Source organism: Acinetobacter sp. AB03, assembly GCF_058107045.1.
In genome coordinates, this window is record NZ_JBUEBA010000002.1 from 342,961 (window position 1) to 365,069 (window position 22,109).

At 43.8% G+C, this 22,109-nt stretch carries 34 protein-coding genes and 1 pseudogene; 30 read left to right on the forward strand and 5 right to left on the reverse strand.

What is annotated here, in order from left to right; translation table 11 throughout:
- Nucleotides 1-32: 32 nt before the first annotated feature.
- From yihA to ACY3FQ_RS01905, 5 genes are all read right to left on the reverse strand, one after another.
- Entirely contained in the window at nt 33-893 is an 861-nt protein-coding gene (gene yihA / locus ACY3FQ_RS01885; protein WP_419283111.1) for a ribosome biogenesis GTP-binding protein YihA/YsxC, read from the reverse strand.
- 103 nt (nt 894-996) lie between these two features.
- Entirely contained in the window at nt 997-1,446 is a 450-nt protein-coding gene (locus tag ACY3FQ_RS01890) for an RrF2 family transcriptional regulator (RefSeq protein WP_004977913.1), read from the reverse strand.
- A gap of 89 nt (nt 1,447-1,535) precedes the next feature.
- Nucleotides 1,536-2,744, reverse strand: a complete 1,209-nt coding sequence (hmpA, locus tag ACY3FQ_RS01895) for an NO-inducible flavohemoprotein (protein ID WP_419283108.1) — start codon at nt 2,742-2,744, stop codon at nt 1,536-1,538.
- A 150-nt stretch (nt 2,745-2,894) separates the two neighbouring features.
- Nucleotides 2,895-4,478: a helicase HerA-like domain-containing protein gene (locus ACY3FQ_RS01900; RefSeq protein ID WP_489773550.1), complete on the reverse strand. Its 1,584-nt coding sequence runs from the start codon at nt 4,476-4,478 to the stop codon at nt 2,895-2,897.
- An 8-nt stretch (nt 4,479-4,486) separates the two neighbouring features.
- Entirely contained in the window at nt 4,487-5,695 is a 1,209-nt protein-coding gene (locus tag ACY3FQ_RS01905) for a PLP-dependent transferase (RefSeq protein ID WP_489773551.1), read from the reverse strand.
- A gap of 161 nt (nt 5,696-5,856) precedes the next feature.
- Between ACY3FQ_RS01905 and ACY3FQ_RS01910 the strand changes: the two genes are divergently transcribed.
- From ACY3FQ_RS01910 to ACY3FQ_RS02055, 30 genes and pseudogenes are all read left to right on the forward strand, one after another.
- The gene (locus ACY3FQ_RS01910) at nt 5,857-6,594 is read left to right on the forward strand and encodes a type 1 glutamine amidotransferase (protein ID WP_004691329.1); all 738 of its coding nucleotides are present in this window, start codon (nt 5,857-5,859) and stop codon (nt 6,592-6,594) included.
- Between the two features lie 264 nt (nt 6,595-6,858).
- Nucleotides 6,859-7,170, forward strand: a complete 312-nt coding sequence (gene rpsJ, locus ACY3FQ_RS01915; RefSeq protein WP_000070912.1) for a 30S ribosomal protein S10 — start codon at nt 6,859-6,861, stop codon at nt 7,168-7,170.
- A gap of 60 nt (nt 7,171-7,230) precedes the next feature.
- A complete protein-coding gene (gene rplC, locus ACY3FQ_RS01920) occupies nt 7,231-7,869 on the forward strand; it encodes a 50S ribosomal protein L3 (protein WP_004691328.1) in 639 nt (212 codons plus the stop codon).
- 11 nt (nt 7,870-7,880) lie between these two features.
- Nucleotides 7,881-8,483 carry a 50S ribosomal protein L4 gene (rplD, locus tag ACY3FQ_RS01925; protein WP_489773552.1) on the forward strand — a complete coding sequence of 201 codons (603 nt, stop codon included), beginning with the start codon at nt 7,881-7,883 and terminating at the stop codon, nt 8,481-8,483.
- A complete protein-coding gene (rplW, locus tag ACY3FQ_RS01930) occupies nt 8,480-8,800 on the forward strand; it encodes a 50S ribosomal protein L23 (RefSeq protein ID WP_004691323.1) in 321 nt (106 codons plus the stop codon). Before rplD ends, rplW begins: the two co-directional genes overlap by 4 nt.
- A gap of 11 nt (nt 8,801-8,811) precedes the next feature.
- Entirely contained in the window at nt 8,812-9,636 is an 825-nt protein-coding gene (gene rplB, locus ACY3FQ_RS01935; protein WP_004691322.1) for a 50S ribosomal protein L2, read from the forward strand.
- Nucleotides 9,637-9,655: 19 nt separating this feature from the next.
- Entirely contained in the window at nt 9,656-9,931 is a 276-nt protein-coding gene (rpsS, locus tag ACY3FQ_RS01940) for a 30S ribosomal protein S19 (RefSeq protein ID WP_004281508.1), read from the forward strand.
- 9 nt (nt 9,932-9,940) lie between these two features.
- A complete protein-coding gene (rplV, locus tag ACY3FQ_RS01945) occupies nt 9,941-10,270 on the forward strand; it encodes a 50S ribosomal protein L22 (RefSeq protein ID WP_004691320.1) in 330 nt (109 codons plus the stop codon).
- 1 nt (nt 10,271) lies between these two features.
- A pseudogene (gene rpsC / locus ACY3FQ_RS01950) lies at nt 10,272-11,088 on the forward strand (30S ribosomal protein S3).
- Nucleotides 11,028-11,441 (forward strand): 50S ribosomal protein L16, encoded by a 414-nt coding sequence (gene rplP / locus ACY3FQ_RS01955; protein WP_004691317.1) that lies wholly within the window; start codon nt 11,028-11,030, stop codon nt 11,439-11,441. The pseudogene rpsC and the gene rplP overlap by 61 nt, the downstream one beginning before the upstream one ends.
- Entirely contained in the window at nt 11,441-11,638 is a 198-nt protein-coding gene (gene rpmC / locus ACY3FQ_RS01960) for a 50S ribosomal protein L29 (RefSeq protein ID WP_004650482.1), read from the forward strand. Before rplP ends, rpmC begins: the two co-directional genes overlap by 1 nt.
- The gene (gene rpsQ, locus ACY3FQ_RS01965) at nt 11,635-11,892 is read left to right on the forward strand and encodes a 30S ribosomal protein S17 (RefSeq protein ID WP_004691314.1); all 258 of its coding nucleotides are present in this window, start codon (nt 11,635-11,637) and stop codon (nt 11,890-11,892) included. Before rpmC ends, rpsQ begins: the two co-directional genes overlap by 4 nt.
- Nucleotides 11,893-11,984: 92 nt before the next feature.
- Nucleotides 11,985-12,353, forward strand: a complete 369-nt coding sequence (gene rplN, locus ACY3FQ_RS01970) for a 50S ribosomal protein L14 (RefSeq protein ID WP_004657680.1) — start codon at nt 11,985-11,987, stop codon at nt 12,351-12,353.
- Nucleotides 12,354-12,362: 9 nt separating this feature from the next.
- A complete protein-coding gene (gene rplX, locus ACY3FQ_RS01975) occupies nt 12,363-12,680 on the forward strand; it encodes a 50S ribosomal protein L24 (protein ID WP_004691313.1) in 318 nt (105 codons plus the stop codon).
- Between the two features lie 15 nt (nt 12,681-12,695).
- Nucleotides 12,696-13,232, forward strand: a complete 537-nt coding sequence (gene rplE, locus ACY3FQ_RS01980; protein WP_004691311.1) for a 50S ribosomal protein L5 — start codon at nt 12,696-12,698, stop codon at nt 13,230-13,232.
- Nucleotides 13,233-13,241: 9 nt separating this feature from the next.
- Nucleotides 13,242-13,547, forward strand: a complete 306-nt coding sequence (gene rpsN, locus ACY3FQ_RS01985; RefSeq protein WP_004691309.1) for a 30S ribosomal protein S14 — start codon at nt 13,242-13,244, stop codon at nt 13,545-13,547.
- Nucleotides 13,548-13,559: 12 nt separating this feature from the next.
- A complete protein-coding gene (gene rpsH, locus ACY3FQ_RS01990; protein WP_004691308.1) occupies nt 13,560-13,955 on the forward strand; it encodes a 30S ribosomal protein S8 in 396 nt (131 codons plus the stop codon).
- 13 nt (nt 13,956-13,968) lie between these two features.
- Nucleotides 13,969-14,502: a 50S ribosomal protein L6 gene (gene rplF, locus ACY3FQ_RS01995; protein ID WP_004691306.1), complete on the forward strand. Its 534-nt coding sequence runs from the start codon at nt 13,969-13,971 to the stop codon at nt 14,500-14,502.
- Between the two features lie 14 nt (nt 14,503-14,516).
- Entirely contained in the window at nt 14,517-14,867 is a 351-nt protein-coding gene (gene rplR / locus ACY3FQ_RS02000; protein ID WP_004650473.1) for a 50S ribosomal protein L18, read from the forward strand.
- A 2-nt stretch (nt 14,868-14,869) separates the two neighbouring features.
- Nucleotides 14,870-15,367 carry a 30S ribosomal protein S5 gene (gene rpsE / locus ACY3FQ_RS02005; protein WP_004691304.1) on the forward strand — a complete coding sequence of 166 codons (498 nt, stop codon included), beginning with the start codon at nt 14,870-14,872 and terminating at the stop codon, nt 15,365-15,367.
- 6 nt (nt 15,368-15,373) lie between these two features.
- A complete protein-coding gene (rpmD, locus tag ACY3FQ_RS02010) occupies nt 15,374-15,550 on the forward strand; it encodes a 50S ribosomal protein L30 (protein ID WP_004691302.1) in 177 nt (58 codons plus the stop codon).
- A 3-nt stretch (nt 15,551-15,553) separates the two neighbouring features.
- Complete coding sequence (gene rplO, locus ACY3FQ_RS02015; protein ID WP_004691300.1) at nt 15,554-15,994, forward strand: 50S ribosomal protein L15; 441 nt, start codon at nt 15,554-15,556, stop codon at nt 15,992-15,994.
- 45 nt (nt 15,995-16,039) lie between these two features.
- A complete protein-coding gene (gene secY / locus ACY3FQ_RS02020; RefSeq protein ID WP_171054269.1) occupies nt 16,040-17,359 on the forward strand; it encodes a preprotein translocase subunit SecY in 1,320 nt (439 codons plus the stop codon).
- 19 nt (nt 17,360-17,378) lie between these two features.
- Nucleotides 17,379-17,495, forward strand: a complete 117-nt coding sequence (gene rpmJ, locus ACY3FQ_RS02025; RefSeq protein ID WP_000867907.1) for a 50S ribosomal protein L36 — start codon at nt 17,379-17,381, stop codon at nt 17,493-17,495.
- 107 nt (nt 17,496-17,602) lie between these two features.
- Entirely contained in the window at nt 17,603-17,959 is a 357-nt protein-coding gene (rpsM, locus tag ACY3FQ_RS02030) for a 30S ribosomal protein S13 (protein WP_004691296.1), read from the forward strand.
- 19 nt (nt 17,960-17,978) lie between these two features.
- Nucleotides 17,979-18,365, forward strand: coding sequence for a 30S ribosomal protein S11 (gene rpsK / locus ACY3FQ_RS02035; RefSeq protein ID WP_001040166.1), 387 nt, complete (start codon nt 17,979-17,981; stop codon nt 18,363-18,365).
- 12 nt (nt 18,366-18,377) lie between these two features.
- Nucleotides 18,378-19,004, forward strand: a complete 627-nt coding sequence (gene rpsD / locus ACY3FQ_RS02040; RefSeq protein ID WP_489773553.1) for a 30S ribosomal protein S4 — start codon at nt 18,378-18,380, stop codon at nt 19,002-19,004.
- Nucleotides 19,005-19,020: 16 nt separating this feature from the next.
- Nucleotides 19,021-20,028: a DNA-directed RNA polymerase subunit alpha gene (locus ACY3FQ_RS02045; RefSeq protein ID WP_004691292.1), complete on the forward strand. Its 1,008-nt coding sequence runs from the start codon at nt 19,021-19,023 to the stop codon at nt 20,026-20,028.
- An 18-nt stretch (nt 20,029-20,046) separates the two neighbouring features.
- Complete coding sequence (gene rplQ / locus ACY3FQ_RS02050; RefSeq protein WP_004691290.1) at nt 20,047-20,412, forward strand: 50S ribosomal protein L17; 366 nt, start codon at nt 20,047-20,049, stop codon at nt 20,410-20,412.
- Nucleotides 20,413-20,607: 195 nt separating this feature from the next.
- Entirely contained in the window at nt 20,608-22,098 is a 1,491-nt protein-coding gene (locus tag ACY3FQ_RS02055) for a flavin-containing monooxygenase (RefSeq protein WP_489773554.1), read from the forward strand.
- Nucleotides 22,099-22,109: the final 11 nt, after the last annotated feature.

Genomic DNA, 22,109 nt, shown 5'->3' on the forward strand with positions numbered 1-22,109 from the left:
AGATGATGCTTTTATAGGTTGGCGTTTAAAACTTAAGCCTCAGGCTGTGGTTTGGTTTCCACATCGTCTTCAGCATCAAGATCCATAGCGGCTTCAGGTTCTTTATCGAATTCGTCTGTATCCAGCTCATCGGCTGTCGCATCTGGAATGCTGCTTAAGTCAAAATGTTGGGCTTGATCTAAAGTAAAATTCAGTCGTCCGCCCATCACACTTGCCAGTTCTTCTAGGCCTTGTTTATTGAGAGAAGAGAACAATTGAATTGAGAAATCCAGTTTCATCTTTTTCAATTGGGCTTTCACTTCTTGCAATGCTTTAGAAGCAGGGCCACGGTTGAGTTTATCGGACTTGGTTAGCAGTACATGCACAAACAATTTACGTGAATACGCCCATTCCAACATCATCACGTCAAAGTGCTGTAGCGGATGACGAATATCCATCAACAACACTAAACCTTGTAAGCTTTTACGCTGAATCAGGTAATTTTCTAACTCTTTTTGCCACACGATTTTCATCGCTTCAGGCACGGCTGCATAACCATAACCGGGTAAGTCGACGAGACGTTGATCAGGATTACCCAGACTGAAAAAGTTAATCATCTGCGTACGACCCGGTCTTTTCGAGGCACGAGCCAATTGCTTTTGGTTGGTTAAGGCATTGATCGCACTGGACTTGCCTGCATTTGAACGACCCGCAAAGGCAATTTCATAGCCTGTATCTTCTACACACAGATTGAGCTTCGGGGCACTCATTAAAAACTCTGCTTTACGCAGCCAGTTGAGAGCGCGCACAGCATATTCAGTAACTGCAGAATCTACCTTTTTTTCATAGCTAATTTTTTGCTTTGGGGCAGCAGCAATTTTACTGTTTTTGGATTTTCCTCGGCTGTGGTGCATAACTCAACTTCAATTTATGATCTACAATCAGCCATTATAATGGAAGTCGAGCAGGCAATCGACCTTTGCAGCGTAAAGTCCGTAATCTTGTCTATAAAAGACCTTAATCGGCAAGATTGATCAGGTTAATCGGCGAGTGGGTTGTGAACTTATTTTGAGCTTCAGTACCCAGTACATCTGCTAAGGTATATTGGTCTAAGCTGTGATAGAACTGATCCAGCGCTTGATCTAAGATCCCTTTCAGTCCGCAATTCGAGCGGAGTACGCAAGGCGGGGTGTTACATTCCACAATGTTCTGATCCGCTTGTAAGACCCGCACAATCTCGCCCAGTCTTAAATGTAGGGTTTCTGGATTGAGTCGAATCCCACCGCCACGACCGCGTGCGGTAATAATCCACTGCTGTTTCGCCATAAAGTGTACGATTTTCATCAAGTGGTTTTCAGACACTTGTAGTGCTTGCGCCAGTTCTGCAATGGTATGCGGCAGCGCTTTCGGCTGCGAAACATACATCAGAATTCGCAAAGCATAATCGGTAAATTTATTGAGCTGCATGAGGGTACTGGTCGTTGATAAGCAAAAAAACAAAGGGCTAGTCTAGCATAACCTGACTAACCCTCTCTATTTTATGCCGATGGCATGGATTAGTGATGAACACCACCTGTGCCAAAAGCTTCACTGTGAATATTTTCGGCAGGAACACCACGAGCAATCAGGGCTTTTTGTTGCTCTGCCATAAATGGCATTGGGCCGCATAAGTAGTAGTCTGCTTGAACAGGTAGAATCGCGCTATCAATGGTACTCAAATCAAGGCGACCCTGCGCATCATAATCTTGACCCAAAACATCGCTTTGATGTGGGAACTCATATGCAGTAAAGATACTTAAACGTGGATATTTGGCTTTTAAGTCATGAATATGTTGTTTCATGGCATGCACTTGTTTGCTACGGCAGGCGTGCACAAAAGTCACAGGCTCTGGCATATCTAAAGTCACCAACTGATTTAGCATCGCCACCATTGGTGTGAGGCCTACACCACCACTAATAAAGACATTACGTTTGTTTGGGTCAATCAGGTAGAAGTTACCTGTTGGTGCAGACACTTCAATTTCAGCACCTTCAGCTAAACCATGCAGAGTATTTGACACCCAACCGCCTGCCAAATCACCTTTTTCATCTTCGCGTTTGACCGAGATACGTAAATAGTCAGCTTGAGGGCTGGTAGAAAGGGTGTATTGGCGAGGTTGTTTTAGACCAAGTTCCTCAACAAATACACGGACTGAAATGTACTGACCTGCTTCATATTTTGGTAAATCACCACCGTCCACAGGGGCAAGATAGAAAGAAGTGATTTCATCGCTTTCAACCACTTTTTTCGCGATTTTAAAGTTGCGCCAGCCTAACCAGCTCCCTTTGGTTTGTTGATGTTGCTCATAAATCGCTTTTTCAGTGCTAATAAATAAATCAGCCAATTGACCATACGCTGTAGCCCAAGCATCAATCAATGGATCTTCCATTGAAATACTTAAAACTTCACTAATCGAATGGAGGAGGTTTTCCCCAACAATGTTGTAGTCAGGTGCTTGAATATTCAAGCTGACATGTTTGTGGGCAATCAGCTCAACCACAGGAAGCAAGACAGAAGGATCTTCAATGTTTTCTGCATAGGCCAACACAGCACCCGCCAAAGCTTGGGCTTGAGCACCACTGCGTTGATGCCCCATATTAAAGGTTTCTTTTAAATTAGGATTGTTGCCTAACATGCGGTTATAAAAATAACCCGTGAGTGCGACGCCATTTTCACGAAGGACAGGAACAGTTGCTTTTACAAGTTCAATTTGCTGCGGAGTCATGTTTGATCTCTCTTGGCTATCATTTATAAGATGTATTTAAAATATACCTTTAAAGATGTAATGTAAATACATCTTTTAAAGAAAAGCTTAATTTTTTTATGAAATATAATAATATCTCATAAATTTTGATTTTTAGATTTAAAAAGTAGATCACTTACGCCCAAACAAAGAGCCGAGTAAACCACGGACGATTTTTTGTCCTGTACTGCCCCCAAGGCTACGTGCTGCACTTTTAGCAAAGGTTCCGACCGTGTCTTGAATTAGCTTCTCACGCTGTTTCGCTTCACGTTCAGCTCCTTTCTGCTGTTCTTTCGCAATCCTCTCTTGCTCACGTGCTTGTTGCTTAGCGAGTGTTTCAGCTTCTTTGGCTTGCTGTTTCGCTAGCGCTTCTTGTTCTTTGGCTTGTTGTTTCTCTTGCTCTATCTGTACCGCTTGTTGTTGGCGTTCAACCACTTTATTTTGTAGAAGTTCAAAAGCACTTTCGCGGTCTAGGCGTTTTTCATAAATGCCTGCCACGATACTTTGTGAAATTAAGGTTTGACGTTGCTCTAGGCTAATGGGACTGAAAGACGAGTAGGGTGGCATCACCCATGCGCGCTGTACGACTTGCGGTGTGCCTTGTTCATCTAGACAACTAATCAGGGCTTCACCCACAGCTAGTTCAGTGATGGCTTGCTCAACCTTAAATTCAGGGTTGGCACGGAAGGTGTCTGCAGCTGTTTTAACCGCTTTTTGATCTTTCGGGGTAAAGGCACGTAAGGCATGTTGTACACGATTTCCGAGCTGTCCTAGGATGCTTTCAGGCAAATCCAGTGGGTTTTGCGTGACAAAGTAAATACCAACCCCTTTGGAGCGGATCAGACGCACCACTTGTTCAATTTTTTCTTGCAGCGCTGCACTGGCATTATCAAACAGCAAATGCGCTTCATCAAAGAAGAACACTAGCTTGGGCTTGTCCATATCGCCAACCTCAGGCAGCTGTTCAAAGAGTTCAGAGAGCATCCAGAGCAGAAAAGTGGCATAGAGCTTTGGAGTATTCATGAGCTTGTCTGCGGCTAAGATATTGATATAGCCATGACCATTACTGTCGGTCTGAATAAAGTCTAGAATATTTAAGCTGGGCTCCCCGAAGAATTGATCACCGCCTTGATCGGCCAGTGCCAATAAATTCCGTTGAATCGCGCCAAGGCTTGCAGGAGATAGGTTGCCATATTCGGCTTTAAACTCTGCGGCATGTTCACTGACATAACCAATCATGGCTTTTAAGTCTTTAAAGTCGATCAGTAACATGCCTTGATCATCTGCAATACGAAATACCGCAGAAAGTACCCCTTCTTGGGTATCATTCAAATTCAGCATACGTGCCAGCAACAGCGGGCCAATTTCGGTAATCGTGGTACGAATAGGATGACCTTGTTCAGCAAATAAATCCCAAAACACCACGGGTGATGCAGCAAAGGGAATGCTGTCGATGCCTAAACTTTTAATGCGTTCATCAAATTTGGGGTTGGATGCACCGGCCTGCGCTAAGCTGGAAACATCACCTTTGGCATCGGCTAAAAATACGGGCACCCCGAGTCTGGAAAAACTTTCAGCCAACACCTTCAGGGTTACGGTTTTACCTGTCCCTGTTGCCCCTGCAATTAAGCCATGACGGTTGGCAAACTTTGAGTGTAGAACAACATCTTGTTGGGTATTCGTGGTTTTCTTAGCAATGATGATCGGGGTGCTCATACTTCTTCCTATTCAATTTTATTGTGATGGTTATTCAATTGTTTTAGTGCGTTTTCTATATCTTGAATTAAATCGGCAGGATGTTCTAGTCCTATACAAAAGCGAACCAATAAACCTTGTTGTAAATGTGTATGCTCAAGTGCACGCATGTCTTTGAGGTCATACAGCATCACCAAACTCACAGGACCGCCCCAACTAAAGCCGAGTTTGAAGAGTGACAGGGCATCACAAAACTGACGAATATCCTGCAGATCAAATTCGGGCTTGAAAATGACACTGACCAAACCTGCACTGTGTTGATCGACACAAATGTCTTTCCAATATGAATGACCTGCAGCACTCGAGTCAGCAGGGTGTAAGACCTGCACAAATTCCGGTTGTTGTTTTAGCCATGCTAGGAGTTGCAGCGCACTTTCAGACTGTGCGGCATAACGAATGCGCATTGATGCTAGACTGCGTTGGACTTGAGCAACATCATCCCCAGAGACGCTAATGCCTTGAATGGCATGCGTGCGAAAGAGTTGATGATGTAAAGCTCGCTCGCGTGTCACGACTGAGCCCATTAAAATGTCTCCGCCGCCACTTGGGTATTTGGTCAAAGCATGTACCGTCACATCTACACTTAAGTGCGCATCACTAAAATCAAAAGCATTAAAGGCAAGACCTGCGCCCCACGTATTGTCTAAAGCAGTGAGCACATGATGCGTTTGTGCCTTTTTCACCAGTCCGACCAAGTCTGGAAACTCCAGTGTGACCGACCCTGCGGCTTCTAGCCAAATCAGTTTTGATTTTTCCGTCGGTTGGAAAGAAGACACATCAATAGGGTTATAAACACGAACATCAATGCCATAGCGTTTTTCTAGATTACGAAGATGCTCCATGTTTGGCCCGTAAATATTATCCGCTACCCAAACTTCATCACCATGACTTAAAAAACATGAGTTCACTAGGTTAATGGCAGATAAACCACTTGGTGCGAGTAGGCAGTACTTTCCACCCTCAATTTGTGCAATGTTATCGCCCAATGTAAATGTGGTGGGGGTGCCATGGGTGCCATAACTATAGTCATAGTCATCGGTCCAATGGCGATTAAACAGTGCATCGGTATCTTCAAAAATAATCGTCGATGCACGATACAGGGGAGGTTGGACCGTTGAAATGTACTGAGGCGCTTGTCTTGGTGCATGAACTAGGGCGGTTTGCGGATTTTTTTTCACGAATCGACTCATCATAAAGCGCTAAATTGTTTTTAGCTTAAGAGAAAGTTTCTAAATAGGCGAGAAAATTGAACAAATGTGAATAAAGGTAAGCAAAATAAAAAGTTGGCTTCAATTTTGCTAAATCATCGATAAGGATAGTAAAAAGAAGGCATAAGCGCATGACGTCGCATTTAAAAGTACATTATTTTCAGCATATTGCTGGTGAAGGGTTCGGCAGTTGCTATACATATTTAAAACAACAAGGTGCAGTGATCAGTGCAACCGAGTTTTTTGCTTTACCTATAGATCAAGCCTTAGAGATAGAGGCCTTACCGAGTATTGAGGATGTTGACTTACTCATCATTATGGGCGGTACCATGAGTGTGAATGATGAAGCGAATTTTCCATGGTTGAAGATTGAGAAGCGTTGGTTAAGGCGTTACTTGGCCGCAGGAAAGCCTGCGATTGGTTTATGCTTGGGTGGGCAACTGATTGCCAATGCACTTGGAGCTGCGGTCAGTCGCAATGAACAACAGGAGTTGGGTTGGGCAACAGTACGCAAAATCCAGCATGTCCCAACAGAATGCTTTGAGTTACCTGAACAGTTTAATGTGATGCAATGGCATAGCGAGACCTTTGAAATTCCAAAAGGTGCTGTACATTTGGCTGAAAATACCGTCTGTCGCAATCAAATGTACCAAATTGGAAAGAATGTATTGGGTTTTCAATTTCACCCAGAGATGGTGCCAGAAACCTTAGCACTTTTTTTAGAAAATGATGACGAGCTGAATAAGTTTTCGGGGCAATACGTGGCAACTGAAACCGAATTGAAAAAATCGCCGAAATTAAATTTTATTGAGGGAAATCAAATTCTTAATAGTGCAATTGATTATGTGTTGCGGCAAACAGTCTATTGATGCTTTTTTAAGCTACTGATAATCCAAACAAATTGAATATATTGTAAAAAATCAAAAATGAATTTGCTTATGCATTAAACAATGGCTATAATGAGCGACCCTTTAATGAAAGGGGGTTGGCTGCGAATAAAGTAGTTAACATCGTGACAGTCGTGGCATCGATCATGACCTTAGTGATATTTCACTGCTCTTGACACTTACCTTTTAGTGGGGTGAGATGCGTCAGGAGTGATTCTTTATATATTTGGCTTGGAGTTTACTGGTATGTCTAACCAGAGAATTCGTATCCGTTTGAAGTCTTTTGATCACCGTTTAATTGATCAATCAGCTCAAGAAATCGTAGAAACAGCAAAACGTACTGGCGCACAAGTTTGTGGTCCAATTCCAATGCCTACACGCATTGAACGTTTTAACGTTTTAACATCACCACACGTTAACAAAGATGCGCGTGACCAATACGAGATCCGCACTTATAAACGTTTGATCGACATCGTTCAACCTACAGACAAAACTGTAGATGCATTGATGAAGTTAGATCTTGCAGCTGGTGTTGATGTTCAGATCGCATTGGGTTAAGGCTTTCGGGTTAATTAACGCTCTAAGTTAATTAGGCCGCTTTTTTAGAGGTTTATGCACATGGCTATTGGTTTAGTCGGTCGCAAGTGCGGTATGACACGTATCTTTACAGATGCTGGTGTTTCTGTGCCTGTTACAGTGATTGAGGTTGATCCTAACCGCATCACTCAAATCAAAACGCTTGAAACTGATGGTTATCAAGCGATTCAAATCACTACTGGTGAACGTCGCGAATCTCGCGTAACTAACGCTCAGAAAGGTCACTTCGCGAAAGCGGGTGTTGCTGCTGGTCGTCTAGTTCAAGAATTCCGTGCAACAGAAGCTGATCTTGAAGGTCGTGAAGTTGGTGGAACTATCGGTGTAGACATGTTCACAGTTGGTCAAGTAGTTGACGTAACTGGTCAGTCGAAAGGTAAAGGTTTCCAAGGTGGTGTTAAGCGTTGGAACTTCCGTACGCAAGATGCGACTCACGGTAACTCACTTTCTCACCGTGTTCTGGGTTCTACAGGTCAAAACCAGACTCCTGGTCGCGTGTTCAAAGGCAAAAAAATGGCTGGCCATTTAGGTGCTGAACGCGTAACTGTACAGGGTCTAGAAATTGTATCTATCGACGCAGAACGTTCAGTTTTAGTAGTGAAAGGTGCGATTCCTGGCGCTACTGGTGGTGACGTAACTGTTCGTCCTACGATCAAGGCCTGAGGGGAAATAACGTGAATTTAAATACTGTTTCCGGCTCTGCTGTTGAATTATCAGAAGTTGCGTTCGGTCGTGAATTCAATGAAGCTCTTGTACACCAGGTTGTTACAGCTTATTTAGCTGGTGGCCGTCAAGGTTCAAAAGCTCAGAAATCACGTGCAGACGTTTCTGGCGGTGGCAAAAAGCCATTCCGTCAAAAAGGTACTGGTCGCGCTCGTGCTGGTTCTATTCGTAGCCCAATCTGGGTAGGTGGTGGTAAAACTTTTGCTGCTCGCCCACAAGATTGGTCTCAAAAAGTTAACCGCAAAATGTATCGCGGTGCAATGCAATGTATCTTAGCTGAACTTGTTCGCCAAGATCGTCTTGTATTGGTTGAAGAGTTTGCTGTTGCTGCTCCAAAAACTAAAGAGTTGCTTGCAAAACTTAACGACTTGAATGCTACTCGTGCATTGATCGTTACAGAATCTGTAGATGAGAATCTATACCTTGCAGCGCGCAACATTCCACACGTTGATGTGGTTGATGCTGCTGCTATCGATCCTGTTAGCTTGATTGCGTTCGATAGAGTTGTTATGTCTGTAGCTGCTGCTAAGAAAATTGAGGTAGAACTCGGATGAACAACGAACGTATCTATCAAGTCCTACAAGGACCTGTATTCTCAGAAAAAGCACAAGTTTTAGGCGAAACTGCTGGTGTTCAAGTTTTCAAAGTTGCACTTGATGCAAACAAACTTGAAATCAAAAAAGCTGTTGAGCAATTGTTTGGTGTTCAAGTTGTTAAAGTTAACACAACGATCACTAAAGGTAAGACTAAACGCTTTGGTAAAACATTAGGACGTCGTTCTGATGTTAAAAAAGCATACGTCACCCTGAAAGCTGGCCAAGATGTTGAGATGGCTGACTTGGGCGATACCGCTGAAAGCGCAGCGGAATAAGGACGAGAATTATGCCAATTCAAAAATGTAAGCCAACGTCTCCTGGACGTCGCTTTGTAGAGAAAGTCGTTCACGACCATCTTCACAAAGGTGCGCCTTATGCTCCGTTGGTTGAAGCTAAAAAACGTACTGGTGGTCGTAATAACAACGGTCACATCACGACTCGTCACGTCGGTGGCGGTCACAAGCAGCACTACCGTCTAGTTGACTTTAAACGTAACAAAGATGGTATTCCTGCAACTGTAGAGCGTATTGAATACGATCCTAACCGTACAGCACACATTGCACTAGTATTGTATGCTGATGGTGAGCGTCGCTACATCATCGCGCCTAAAGGCCTTCGCGCTGGCGATAAAGTTCAATCTGGTAACGATGCTCCAATTCGTCCAGGTAACTGTTTACCGCTTCGCAACATGCCTATCGGTTCTACTCTTCACAACATCGAACTTAAAATCGGTAAAGGCGCGCAATTAGCTCGTTCTGCTGGTACTTCAGTTCAGTTGTTGGGTCGTGACGGTTCTTACGCTATCGTTCGTTTACGTTCTGGTGAAATGCGTAAAATTCACGTTGAGTGCCGTGCAGTTCTTGGTGAAGTTTCTAACCAAGAAAGCAACCTTCGTTCACTTGGTAAAGCAGGTGCAGCACGCTGGCGTGGCGTTCGTCCTACCGTTCGTGGTATGGCGATGAACCCAGTAGATCACCCGCACGGTGGTGGTGAAGGTCGTAGCAAAGGTATTCAACCTGTAAGCCCATGGGGTCAAAAAGCTAAAGGGTACAAGACACGTACCAATAAGCGTACGACTAAGATGATTATTCGCGACCGTCGCGTTAAGTAACAAGTAAAGGAATCTGACAATGCCTCGTTCTCTGAAAAAAGGCCCATTCGTCGATGCGCACTTGTTCGCTAAGGTTGAAGCGGCTATCGCGGCTAATAACCGTAAGCCGATCAAAACTTGGTCGCGTCGTTCGATGATCCTCCCAGATTTTGTTGGTTTAACAATTTCTGTACATAATGGCCGTAACCATGTTCCAGTGATCGTATCTGAACATATGGTTGGTCACAAACTTGGTGAATTCGCGCCAACTCGTACCTATCGTGGTCACGGTGTTGACAAGAAATCTAAACGTTAAGGTGCTATGATGGAAGTTACTGCTAAATTACGCGGTGCCGCTATCTCGGCACAAAAAACTCGTTTGGTTGCAGACCTAATCCGTGGCAAATCTGTTGCTCACGCGCTTAATATTCTCAACTTCAGCAACAAAAAAGCTGCAGTTTTGGTTAAAAAAGCATTGGAATCTGCAATTGCAAACGCTGAACACAATAACAGTTTAGATGTAGACGACCTTAAGGTTACTACGATTTACGTTGATGAAGGCACTAGCCTTAAACGTATTATGCCACGTGCTAAAGGCCGTGCAGATCGTATTACTAAGCGTACTTGTCACATTACCGTTAAGGTAGGGGTTTGATATGGGTCAGAAGGTTCATCCAATCGGTATCCGCCTTGGTGTTGTAAAACGTCATAACGCCAACTGGTATGCGAGTCCGAAACAATACGCTGAATACTTGCTTAAAGATCTTCAAGTTCGTGAGTTTTTAACTAAAAAACTTAAGAATGCAATGATCAGCAATATTCTTATCGAACGTCCTACGGGCGCTGCTAAAGTAACTATTAGCACTGCACGTCCTGGTATCGTTATCGGTAAAAAAGGCGAAGACATTGAGAAACTACAGCGTGAACTTACTCAAATTATGGGTATTCCAGCGCAAGTTAGCATCAATGAAATCGATCGCCCAGACTTAGACGCTCGTTTAGTTGCTGAAGCTATCGCTTCTCAATTAGAAAAACGTGTAATGTTCCGTCGTGCTATGAAGCGTGCGGTTCAAAACACAATGCGTGCTGGTGCTAAAGGTATCAAAGTTGAAGTATCAGGCCGTTTAGGTGGTGCTGAGATTGCTCGTACTGAGTGGTATCGTGAAGGTCGCGTACCTTTGCATACACTTCGTGCAGACATCGATTATTCAACTATGCGTGCTGAAACGACTTACGGTACGATTGGTGTTAAAGTTTGGATCTTCCGTGGTGAGATCTTGGGTGGCATGAAACAAGTCATGAACCCAGCTCCAGCTGAAGAGCGTCCAGCTAAACGCGGTCGTGGTCGTGGTGAAGGTCAAGAGCGTCGTGGTCGTCGCAATGATCGTTCTGCTGAAAAAGGAGAATAATCCATGTTACAACCTAAACGTACTAAATTCCGTAAAGTGCAGAAAGGCCGTAACACTGGTCTAGCTCACCGCGGTAGCTCGGTATCTTTTGGTACAATCGCACTTAAATCTGTTGAGCGTGGTCAAATGACTGCTCGTCAAATTGAAGCAGCGCGTCGTACAATCAGCCGTCGTATTAAACGTGGTGGTAAGATCTTTATCCGTGTTTTCCCAGACAAGCCGATTACTTCTAAGCCTCTTGAAGTGCGTATGGGTAAAGGTAAAGGTTCTGTGGAATACTGGGTTTGTCAAATCAAACCAGGTAAAGTCTTGTACGAAATTGATGGTGTTAACGAAGAATTGGCTCGCGAAGCGTTTACGCTTGCAGCTGCTAAACTTCCGTTTAAAACCACTATCGTGACTCGGACGGTAATGTAATGAAAACTAAAGATCTACGTGAAAAGTCGGTAGAAGAGTTGACAGCTTTGCTTGATGAGCAACAGCTTAACCAATTCCGTCTTCGTATGGCAAAAGCAACTGGTCAATTGGGTAAATCGCACGAAGTTGCACTTACTCGTAAGACAATTGCTCGTATTAAGACACTCCTTACCGAAAAACAGGGGAACGGACAATGAGTGAACAAACAGTTCGCACGTTAACCGGCAAAGTAGTAAGCGACAAAATGGACAAGTCTATTGTTGTACTTATCGAACGCCGCGTTCAACACCCGTTGTATGGCAAATCAATCCGCCGTTCAACTAAATTACATGCTCACGATGAGAACAACACAGCTAAAACTGGCGACGTTGTGACTATCAAAGAAAGCCGCCCAATTTCTAAAACTAAGTCTTGGACTCTAGTTGAAGTTGTTGAAGCTGCTGCTGAGTAATTAGACGTATCTGTTGCATCATCGGTTAATTTCGAGTACTCTTTGAGCCTTTCGAAATTGTGACCGGTGATGCTCGGTTTTGGAGTAGGGCAATGATTCAAACCGAAAGTATGCTAGACGTAGCAGACAATAGTGGTGCTCGCCGCGTACAATGTATTAAAGTACTTGGTGGTTCACACCGTCGTTATGCTTCTGTTGGCGACATTATTAAAGTTACTGTAAAAGAAGCTATTCCACGCGCACGTGTTAAAAAAGGTGACGTGATGAATGCTGTTGTGGTTCGTACAAAATTCGGTATCCGTCGTCCAGACGGTTCAGTGATTCGTTTCGACGATAACGCTGCTGTTATTTTGAACAACAACAAAGCGCCGATTGCAACTCGTATTTTCGGACCAGTGACTCGTGAACTTCGTACTGAACAGTTCATGAAAATTATTTCACTGGCTCCTGAAGTTCTATAAGAGGCAATCATGGCTAAGATTAAAAAAGGCGATCAAGTTATTGTGATCGCAGGTAAAGAAAAAGGCAAACAGGGTACTGTTCTGTCTGTTTCAAATGACCGTGTTATGGTTGAAGGCCTTAACTTGGTTAAGAAGCATCAAAAGCCGAACCGTGCAACAGGTGCTGAAGGCGCTGTAGTTACACAAGAAGCTTCGCTTCATATCTCTAACGTGGCAATTTTTAATGCTACAACCCAAAAGGCTGACCGTGTTGGTTACCAAGTGACTGAAGGCGTGAAAACTCGCGTTTACAAGTCAAATGGTGAATCAGTGGCGGTAGCGAAGTAATAGGTTGAAAAGGCAATGGCCAGACTTAAAACGCGTTACAACGACGAACTTAAGGCTCAATTACAAGAGACTTTAGCCGTTAAAAATGTGATGGATATTCCTCGCATTACTAAAATCACGATCAACATGGGTGTTGGCGCAGCTGCTGCTGACAAAAAACTCCTTGATGGTGCTCTTGCTGATATGCAAGCTATCGCTGGTCAAAAACCAGTTCTTACGTTAGCTCGCAAATCAATCGCTGGTTTCAAAATCCGTGATGGTTGGCCGATTGGTTGTAAAGTTACTTTACGCGGCGAACGTATGTACGAATTCTTAGACCGTCTAATCTCGATTGCGATCCCTCGTATCCGTGACTTCCGTGGTTTCTCTGCGAAATCATTTGACGGTCGCGGCAACTACTCAATGGGTCTTAAGGAACAAATCATGTTCCCTGAAATCGATTTTGATAAGATTGATCGTATTCGTGGTATGGATATTACCATCACTACGACTGCTCGCACCGATGACGAAGGCCGTGCGCTTATGCGTGCATTCGGCTTCCCGTTCAAATAAGAGGTCGATATGGCTAAGAAAAGTATGATTAATCGCGAATTGAAACGCGAAGCTACTGTTGCTAAATACGCTGCAAAACGTGCTGAATTAAAAGCTGTTATTGCAAACGTAAATGCTAGCGACGAAGAGCGTTTCGAAGCGATGATGAAATTCCAAGCATTACCACGTAATGCGTCTCCAGTACGTTTACGTAACCGTTGTGGTTTAACTGGTCGTCCTCATGGTTACTTCCGTAAGTTCGGTTTAAGCCGTAACAAATTACGCGATACAGTAATGCAAGGTGATGTACCGGGCGTTGTTAAGGCAAGCTGGTAAGGAGCGCTATAGATGAGTATGCAAGATACCGTTGCCGACATGTTAACTCGTGTTCGTAACGCGCAAATGGCAAAGAAACAAACAGTTTCTATGCCTAACTCTAAGTTGAAGGTTGCTATTGCAAACGTTCTTCAACAAGAAGGTTACATTTCAAACGTAGAAGTTGCGGATGCTGAAGGCAAAGCAACTCTTACTTTGACTTTAAAGTATTTCGAAGGCAAACCAGTTATCGAAACTGTGAAACGCGTAAGCCGTCCAGGTCTACGTCAGTATCGCGGTAAAGATGCACTTCCGAGCGTTAAGCAAGGTTTAGGTATTGCAATTGTTTCTACAAGCAAAGGCATCATGACTGATCGCGCTGCACGTGCTGCAGGTATCGGTGGTGAAGTTATTGCTTTTGTTTCTTAATAGGTGATTCCTCATGTCTCGTGTGGCTAAAGCCCCAGTAACTGTACCTAACGGTGTAACAGTTACTCAGAACGGCCGGCAGGTCGAAGTGAAAGGTAGCAAAGGTACTTTGTCTTTCACCCTGCATGCGCTGGTCGAGCTTAAACAGGAAGACGGTATTTTAGCGATTGCTCCAAAAGCTGAGTCGAAAGACGCTTGGATGCAAGCTGGTACTGCTCGCGCTGTGCTTAACAACCTTGTAAAAGGTGTGAGCGAAGGCTTCGAACGTAAGTTACAACTTATCGGTGTTGGTTATAAAGCTGCGGTTAAAGGTAACATTGTTAACCTTAACCTTGGTTTCTCTCACCCGATCGACTATACGCTTCCTGAAGGTGTAACTGCTGAAACTCCTACAGCAACTGAAATTGTTCTTAAATCTGCTGATAAAGCACGTTTAGGTCAGGTTGCTGCAGATATCCGTGGTTACCGTCCACCAGAGCCTTATAAAGGTAAAGGTGTTCGTTATTCTGACGAAGTTGTACTTCGTAAAGAAGCTAAGAAGAAATAAGGCGCGAGGTTCTTATGAACGAAAAGAAACAATCCCGTTTGCGTCGTGCGAAAAGCACACGCTTGCACATCCGTGCGTTGGGTGCGACTCGTTTGTGTGTAAACCGCACTCCGCGTCACATCTACGCTCAAGTTATTTCAGCAGATGGTGGCAAAGTTTTAGCGCAAGCTTCAACTTTAGATGCTACTTTACGTGCTGGTACAACTGGTAACGTTGAAGCAGCTACTAAAGTAGGTGCTTTAATCGCAGAACGCGCTAAAGCAGCTGGTGTTACTAAAGTTGCATTTGACCGTTCTGGTTTCAAATATCATGGTCGTATCAAAGCCTTGGCTGATGCTGCTCGTGAAAACGGCTTGGAGTTCTAATCATGGCTAAAGTTGAACAAAACGAAGGTCTTGTTGAAAAGCTGGTTGCCGTTGATCGTGTAGCCAAAGTTGTTAAGGGTGGTCGTATCTTCTCTTTCACAGCATTGACTGTGGTTGGTGATGGTAATGGTCGTGTAGGTTTTGGTCGTGGTAAAGCACGTGAAGTTCCAGCTGCTATTTCTAAAGCACTTGAAGCTGCTCGTCGCAACATGATTACTGTTGACCTTGTTAACGGTACTGTACAGCACCCTATTAACGCGCGTCACGGTGCAAGCCGTGTTTACATGCAGCCTGCTTCTGAAGGTACTGGTGTAATCGCTGGTGGTGCTATGCGTGCAGTTCTAGAAGCTGTGGGCGTACGTAACGTATTAACAAAATGTTATGGTTCTACTAACGCTGCAAACGTAGTAAACGCGACTTTTAACGGTCTGCGTGATATGACTTCTCCTGAGAAGGTTGCTGCGAAACGTGGTCTTACAGTAGAACAAATTCAAGGGTAATCAATCATGAAAACGATTAAAGTTACCCAGACTAAATCTTCTGCGCATCGCTTGAAAAATCACAAGCTTAGCCTACAAGGTTTAGGTCTGCGTCGTATTGGTCATACTGTAGAAGTGCAAGATACGCCTTCTAACCGTGGTATGATCAACCAAGTCTACTATATGGTTAGTGTAGAGGAATAAGCCATGACTCTGCGTTTAAATGAGCTTGCACCTGCTGAAGGTGCAAAACGTGAAAATCGTCGTCTAGGCCGTGGTATCGGTTCTGGCGTTGGTAAGACTGGTGGCCGTGGTGTCAAAGGTCAGAATTCACGTAAGAGCGGTGGTACTCGTCCAGGCTTTGAAGGTGGTCAAACTGCGTTATATCGTCGTTTACCTAAATTCGGTTTCACTAGCCAAATCGCTTTGAAAACTGCTGAAGTACGTTTATCTGAGCTTACTAAAGTGGAAGGCGACATCGTTAGCCTAGAAACTTTAAAAGCTGCAAACGTTGTACGTAAAGATATGTTACGTGCTCGTATCGTACTTTCTGGTGAAATTACTCGTGCATTCACTGTTCAAGGTGTTGCTGTGACTAAAGGCGCTAAAGCTGCTGTTGAAGCTGCTGGCGGTAAAGTCGAGGAGTAATCGCTAGTGTCTATGTCTCCTAGTTCTTCAGGTCATGTCAATATGATGAAAGGCCAGCCATTTCATGTGAAATACCGTGAAATTATTCGCCGCATGATGTTTCTCATCGGTGCATTATTGGTTTTTCGACTAGGAGCACATATTCCAGTACCAGGCATTAATAATGCTGCACTTGAAAATCTTTTTAATGCAAACCAAGGCACGATCCTTGGTTTGTTTAACATGTTTTCAGGTGGTGCATTAGAGCGTATGTCCATTCTTGCTCTTGGGATTATGCCGTACATTTCTGCATCGATTATCGTGCAGTTAATGTCTACAGTTATTCCTTCGTTGGAAGCTTTAAAGAAAGAAGGCGAACAAGGCAAGCGTAAGATTAATCAATATACGCGACAGGGTACATTGTTCCTTGCACTCGTGCAGGCAATTGGGATGTGTGCTGGTCTGATCAGTCAAGGGATTACCTTAACTGCAGGTCTGGCTTTCTACGTACCAGCTGTAACCTCTTTGGTTGCAGGTACAATGTTCTTGATGTGGTTAGGTGAGCAAATTACCGAACGTGGGGTGGGCAATGGTATTTCCATGATCATCTTCGCCGGTATTGTTGCAGGTTTGCCGAATTTAATTCTGCAATCAATATCATCAGTAGATAATGGTCAAACCAGTCTAATCGGCTTGGTGATTTTTGGCGTGTTGTCTCTGGCTGTATTAGCTGCAATTGTGTTTATTGAGAAGGCGCAACGTCGTATTCCAGTAAACTATGCTCAAAAACAACAAGGACGTCGTGTATTTACTGCACAACAGTCACATTTGCCATTAAAAATTAATATGGCGGGTGTGATCCCTGCGATTTTCGCAAGTTCATTGCTTTTGTTCCCTGCGAGCTTAGGGCAATGGGTGGGTAGTGCAGATCCGAATGCGGGTATTATCAAACGTAGTTTGCAAGATTTGGCATTGGTGCTTTCGCCTGGTCAGCCGTTGTATTTGGTGCTCTTTGGTGCGTTAATTATCTTTTTCTGTTACTTTTATACAGCGCTTGTATTTAGCCCGAAAGAAGTATCGGAAAACTTGAAACGCAGCGGGGCTTATGTACCTGGTATTCGTCCAGGTGAGCAAACTGCTCGTTACTTAGATCATATTCTTAACCGTTTGACATTTATTGGCGCGATTTATATCACCATCATTTGCTTAATGCCGATGATTTTACAAAGCTCATTTGGTATTCCATTCTCTTTAGGTGGTACCTCTTTGCTTATTGTTGTGGTGGTAGTGATGGACTTTATGGCTCAGCTGCAAGCACATCTCACCTCGCATCAGTACGATAATCAAACGTTAATGAGAAAAACGACTGCTCATCCTAAGGGATAAGCGCACTTGAGGTTTCATCATGAAAGTACAAGCTTCTGTAAAGAAAATTTGTGGTAGCTGTAAAGTTATCCGTCGTAATGGGGTTATTCGCGTAATTTGTAGCGCAGAACCTCGTCATAAGCAGCGTCAAGGTTAATCTGATCAAGACCTGTTGATTTCAGTAGGCTAATTAGGTTATTATCCGCCCCTCAAGATTTTTGTGGGGCGGTTGATTGTCTTAACTGCCTTTTTGGAGAAAATTGAATGGCTCGTATTGCCGGTGTAAACATTCCGGATAACAAGCATGCTGTTATCTCTCTAACGTACATCTTTGGTGTAGGTCGCCACACTGCTAAGAATATCTTGGCTGCTGTTGGTATCGCGCCGACTACAAAGATCCGTGAATTAGATGACGCTCAGCTTGATGCGATTCGTGCAGAAGTTGCTAAGGTTCCGACCGAAGGTGATTTACGTCGCGAAATTTCCATGAACATTAAACGTTTAATGGATTTAGGCTGCTACCGCGGTCTTCGTCATCGTCGCAGCTTGCCTGTCCGTGGACAACGCACCAAAACTAACGCACGTACCCGTAAAGGTCCGCGCAAACCTATTAAGAAATAAGATTTCTGGAAGCTAAAAGATGGCTAAAGATACTCGCACACGCAAGAAGGTCACTCGTACCGTCTCTGAAGGTGTTGCACACATTCACGCTTCTTTTAATAACACCATTGTGACTATTACCGATCGTCAAGGTAATGCACTGGCTTGGGCTACCTCTGGTGGACAAGGCTTCCGTGGATCACGTAAATCAACTCCGTTTGCTGCTCAGGTAGCTGCTGAAGTTGCTGGTAAAGCTGCTTTAGACTACGGTTTGAAAAACTTGGACGTCCTTGTAAAAGGTCCTGGTCCTGGTCGTGAATCTGCGGTTCGTGCTTTAGGTGCAGTGGGTTATAAAATTAACAGCATTACCGATGTGACGCCAATCCCGCACAACGGTTGCCGTCCACCTAAAAAACGTCGCGTGTAAGGAGAAACATTCATGGCTCGTTATATTGGTCCAAAATGCAAACTCTCTCGCCGCGAAGGGACAGACCTGCAATTAAAATCTGGCGTTAAACCATTTGACGTCAAAACTAAAAAAGCTGCTAAAGCTCCTGGCCAACATGGCGGAGCGCGTGGTGGCAAACAATCTGAGTACTCACTACAATTACGTGAAAAACAAAAAGTACGTCGTATGTACGGTGTTTTAGAGCGTCAATTTAGTAATTACTATAAAGAAGCTGCTCGTGTGAAAGGCGCAACTGGTGAAAACTTGTTGAAACTGCTTGAAAGCCGTCTTGATAACGTCGTTTATCGCATGGGTTTTGGTTCTACACGTGCAGAAGCTCGTCAGCTTGTATCTCACCGCTCGATCACTTTGAATGGCCGTCGTGTTAACATCGCGTCTATCCAAGTTAAAGCTGGTGATGTAATTGCTGTGCATGAAGGTGCTAAACAACAATTGCGTATCAAAAACGCAGTTGAATTAGCTGCACAACGTGGCATTCCTTCTTGGATGGAAATTGACCATTCTAAGTTGGAAGGTACGTTTAAAGCTACACCAGATCGTTCAGATTTACCTGCTGAAATCAACGAAAGCTTGATTGTAGAATTGTATTCTAAATAATCCTTGAGGTAGCAATATGACGCGTACTGCAAATGAGTTTCTAACTCCGCAAGCGATCAAGGTCGAAGCGGTTAGCGGGACCTCGGCAAAAGTTATTCTAGAACCCTTAGAGCGTGGCTTTGGTCATACTCTGGGCAATGCTTTACGTCGCATCCTTCTTTCTTCTTTACCTGGCGCTGCTGTGGTTGAAGTTGAGATTGAAGGTGTCGAGCACGAGTACAGTACTTTGGAAGGCTTGCAGCAGGACATCGTCGAGCTCTTGCTGAACCTAAAAGGATTGTCTATTAAGCTGTTCGATCAAAATGAAGCTTATTTGACATTAGAGAAACAAGGTCCTGGCGACGTAACTGCCGCTGACCTTCGTTTACCTCATAATGTTGAAGTGGTTAACCCTGAACATTTGATCGGTACTTTAAGTGCTTCAGGCTCATTAAAAATGCGCTTGAAAGTTTCTCAAGGTCGTGGTTATGAAACTTCTGACTCGCGTTTCCCAGAAGGCGAAACTCGCCCTGTAGGTCGCTTACAGTTAGATGCTTCTTATAGCCCAATCAAACGTGTGTCTTACACAGTGGAAAACGCTCGTGTAGAACAACGTACAGACCTTGATAAATTGGTCATTGATCTTGAGACCAACGGTACAGTTGATCCTGAAGAAGCGATCCGCAAAGCGGCAACAATCTTGCAACAACAAATTGCAATTTTTGTTGACCTTCAGAAAGATCAAGCTCCTGTTGCTCAAGAACCTCGTGAAGAAGTTGATCCGATTTTGCTTCGTCCAGTAGATGATCTAGAGCTTACTGTTCGTTCTGCTAACTGTTTGAAAGCAGAAAACATTTACTACATTGGTGATCTTGTACAGCGCACTGAGGTTGAGTTACTCAAAACTCCTAACCTTGGTAAAAAATCGCTTACTGAGATCAAAGATGTTCTGGCTTCAAAAGGCTTACAACTCGGCATGCGTTTAGAGAACTGGCCACCAGCTAGTCTCCGTATGGACGATCGTTTCGCCTATCGTAGCCGTTAATTAAGTAGGACTATCACCATGCGTCATCGTAATAGTGGTGTGAAATTAGGCCGTACAAGCAGCCATCGTAAAGCGATGTTTCAAAACATGGCTAACTCTTTGTTTGAGCACGAGTTGATCAAAACAACTGTGCCTAAAGCAAAAGAGTTACGTCGTGTAGCTGAGCCTTTAATCACTTTAGCTAAAAACGATACTGTTGCAAACCGTCGCTTAGCGTTTGCTCGTACTCGTTCAGCAGCAACTGTTGGTAAATTATTTACCGTTCTTGGCCCTCGTTACAAAGAACGTAACGGCGGTTATCTACGTGTTCTTAAAGCGGGCTTCCGTGCAGGTGATGCTGCGCCGATGGCTTACGTTGAACTAGTAGATCGCGAAGTTAAATAATTTCGTAGAACTGTTCAGTTGTTCTTAGAAAAAGACCAGTGTTTCACTGGTCTTTTTTTTATGGGTTTTGTTCGACAATCTTTGTATTTTGGCCTGTAGTGACATATTTTACGAAAGATCTGCTTAAACTTGACATTGTGTATTGTCAGTTTTATGGTTTAATAAGAACAGAATATAAGACAGGATAAAAACAACATGGATAAGCACGTCGATCTGCTCATTGTAGGTGCAGGTATTTCAGGCATTGGCCTTGCGGCACATTTAACCAAGCATTGTCCACAACGTTCGTTTGAAATTATTGAACGTCGTGACAGCTTTGGTGGAACATGGGATTTGTTTAAATACCCAGGTATTCGTTCTGATTCCGATATGTCGACCTTTGGTTTTAATTTTAAACCGTGGCAACAAGCCAGCGTTTTGGCAGAGGGTTCTTCGATTAAGGGCTATTTGGCGGAAGTCATTGATGAACAGAAACTCAAAGAAAAAATTCATTTTAAGCATCGCGTACTCAGCGCCAATTATGATTCTGCTCAGAAAAAGTGGCAGGTAGTGATTGAGAATGCAAAAGGCAAAAAAGAAAACTGGATTGCAAATTTTGTGTTTGGCTGTACAGGCTATTATAACTACGACCAAGGCTACCAACCTGATTTTCCAAATAAAGAAGTATTTAAAGGCGAGTTTGTAAATCCACAGTTTTGGCCTGAAAAATTAGATTATACAGGTAAAAAAGTGGTGATCATTGGTAGTGGTGCGACAGCGATTACACTGGTGCCTGCGATGGCTAAAGGTGGGGCGGCGCATGTCACCATGTTACAACGCTCTCCAACCTATATTGCTTCGGTGCCATCGATCGATTTTGTGTATGACAAAATGCGTAAAGTATTACCGGAAGATGTGGCTTATAAATTGACTCGTGCACGTAATATTGGAATGCAACGCGGGATTTATGCACTCGCGCAGAAGCAACCGAAATTACTCCGCCGACTGCTGCTCCAGTCGATTAAGATGCAGCTCAAAGGTAAAGTGGACATGAAGCACTTTACTCCAGAATATAATCCTTGGGATCAACGTTTATGTGTGGTGCCAGACGGTGATTTATTTAAAATTCTTCGCTCAGGCCAAGCCAGTGTTGAAACAGATCAGATTGAACGCTTTACCGAAACGGGTCTCCAATTAAAGTCTGGTCAGCATTTAGAGGCAGATATTGTCGTCTCAGCCACAGGTCTAGAAATTCAAATCTTGGGTGGTATACAAGCGACTATTGATGGCAAACCGTTAGATACCTCTAAACATATGCTGTATCAGGGCGTGATGGTGAGTGACGTACCGAATATGGCGATGATTATTGGCTATATTAATGCGTCATGGACTTTGAAGGTGGATATTGCGGCTGAATACATTTGCCGCTTACTCAACTATATGGATCAAAAGCAGTGGGCAGAAGTGATCCCGCAAGGTGATGCGACAGAGCTGATGGATGATACGGTCATGGGCAGTTTAAGCTCGGGTTATATTGCACGTGCTGCTAATGTAATGCCAAAACAGGGTAAACATGCGCCATGGAAAGTCAGCAATAATTATTTTGCGGATCGTAAGACATTGAAAAGTGCTTCTTTTGAGGATGGAGTACTGAAATTTGCTAAACGTGATGCAGCATTGAACCAGAAACCTAAATTGGTGTCTTAGGCTGAGTAGTT

Coding starts and splice junctions, on each gene's coding strand:
- yihA (WP_419283111.1), bottom strand. CDS start 893: ATGCACCACAGCCGAGGAAAATCCAAAAACAGTAAAATTGCTGCTGCC.
- ACY3FQ_RS01890 (WP_004977913.1), bottom strand. CDS start 1,446: ATGCAGCTCAATAAATTTACCGATTATGCTTTGCGAATTCTGATGTAT.
- hmpA (WP_419283108.1), bottom strand. CDS start 2,744: ATGACTCCGCAGCAAATTGAACTTGTAAAAGCAACTGTTCCTGTCCTT.
- ACY3FQ_RS01900 (WP_489773550.1), bottom strand. CDS start 4,478: ATGAGCACCCCGATCATCATTGCTAAGAAAACCACGAATACCCAACAA.
- ACY3FQ_RS01910 (WP_004691329.1), top strand. CDS start 5,857: ATGACGTCGCATTTAAAAGTACATTATTTTCAGCATATTGCTGGTGAA.
- rpsJ (WP_000070912.1), top strand. CDS start 6,859: ATGTCTAACCAGAGAATTCGTATCCGTTTGAAGTCTTTTGATCACCGT.
- rplC (WP_004691328.1), top strand. CDS start 7,231: ATGGCTATTGGTTTAGTCGGTCGCAAGTGCGGTATGACACGTATCTTT.
- rplW (WP_004691323.1), top strand. CDS start 8,480: ATGAACAACGAACGTATCTATCAAGTCCTACAAGGACCTGTATTCTCA.
- rplB (WP_004691322.1), top strand. CDS start 8,812: ATGCCAATTCAAAAATGTAAGCCAACGTCTCCTGGACGTCGCTTTGTA.
- rpsS (WP_004281508.1), top strand. CDS start 9,656: ATGCCTCGTTCTCTGAAAAAAGGCCCATTCGTCGATGCGCACTTGTTC.
- rplV (WP_004691320.1), top strand. CDS start 9,941: ATGGAAGTTACTGCTAAATTACGCGGTGCCGCTATCTCGGCACAAAAA.
- rplP (WP_004691317.1), top strand. CDS start 11,028: ATGTTACAACCTAAACGTACTAAATTCCGTAAAGTGCAGAAAGGCCGT.
- rpmC (WP_004650482.1), top strand. CDS start 11,441: ATGAAAACTAAAGATCTACGTGAAAAGTCGGTAGAAGAGTTGACAGCT.
- rpsQ (WP_004691314.1), top strand. CDS start 11,635: ATGAGTGAACAAACAGTTCGCACGTTAACCGGCAAAGTAGTAAGCGAC.
- rplN (WP_004657680.1), top strand. CDS start 11,985: ATGATTCAAACCGAAAGTATGCTAGACGTAGCAGACAATAGTGGTGCT.
- rplX (WP_004691313.1), top strand. CDS start 12,363: ATGGCTAAGATTAAAAAAGGCGATCAAGTTATTGTGATCGCAGGTAAA.
- rplE (WP_004691311.1), top strand. CDS start 12,696: ATGGCCAGACTTAAAACGCGTTACAACGACGAACTTAAGGCTCAATTA.
- rpsN (WP_004691309.1), top strand. CDS start 13,242: ATGGCTAAGAAAAGTATGATTAATCGCGAATTGAAACGCGAAGCTACT.
- rpsH (WP_004691308.1), top strand. CDS start 13,560: ATGAGTATGCAAGATACCGTTGCCGACATGTTAACTCGTGTTCGTAAC.
- rplF (WP_004691306.1), top strand. CDS start 13,969: ATGTCTCGTGTGGCTAAAGCCCCAGTAACTGTACCTAACGGTGTAACA.
- rplR (WP_004650473.1), top strand. CDS start 14,517: ATGAACGAAAAGAAACAATCCCGTTTGCGTCGTGCGAAAAGCACACGC.
- rpsE (WP_004691304.1), top strand. CDS start 14,870: ATGGCTAAAGTTGAACAAAACGAAGGTCTTGTTGAAAAGCTGGTTGCC.
- rpmD (WP_004691302.1), top strand. CDS start 15,374: ATGAAAACGATTAAAGTTACCCAGACTAAATCTTCTGCGCATCGCTTG.
- rplO (WP_004691300.1), top strand. CDS start 15,554: ATGACTCTGCGTTTAAATGAGCTTGCACCTGCTGAAGGTGCAAAACGT.
- secY (WP_171054269.1), top strand. CDS start 16,040: ATGAAAGGCCAGCCATTTCATGTGAAATACCGTGAAATTATTCGCCGC.
- rpmJ (WP_000867907.1), top strand. CDS start 17,379: ATGAAAGTACAAGCTTCTGTAAAGAAAATTTGTGGTAGCTGTAAAGTT.
- rpsM (WP_004691296.1), top strand. CDS start 17,603: ATGGCTCGTATTGCCGGTGTAAACATTCCGGATAACAAGCATGCTGTT.
- rpsK (WP_001040166.1), top strand. CDS start 17,979: ATGGCTAAAGATACTCGCACACGCAAGAAGGTCACTCGTACCGTCTCT.
- rpsD (WP_489773553.1), top strand. CDS start 18,378: ATGGCTCGTTATATTGGTCCAAAATGCAAACTCTCTCGCCGCGAAGGG.
- ACY3FQ_RS02045 (WP_004691292.1), top strand. CDS start 19,021: ATGACGCGTACTGCAAATGAGTTTCTAACTCCGCAAGCGATCAAGGTC.
- rplQ (WP_004691290.1), top strand. CDS start 20,047: ATGCGTCATCGTAATAGTGGTGTGAAATTAGGCCGTACAAGCAGCCAT.
- ACY3FQ_RS02055 (WP_489773554.1), top strand. CDS start 20,608: ATGGATAAGCACGTCGATCTGCTCATTGTAGGTGCAGGTATTTCAGGC.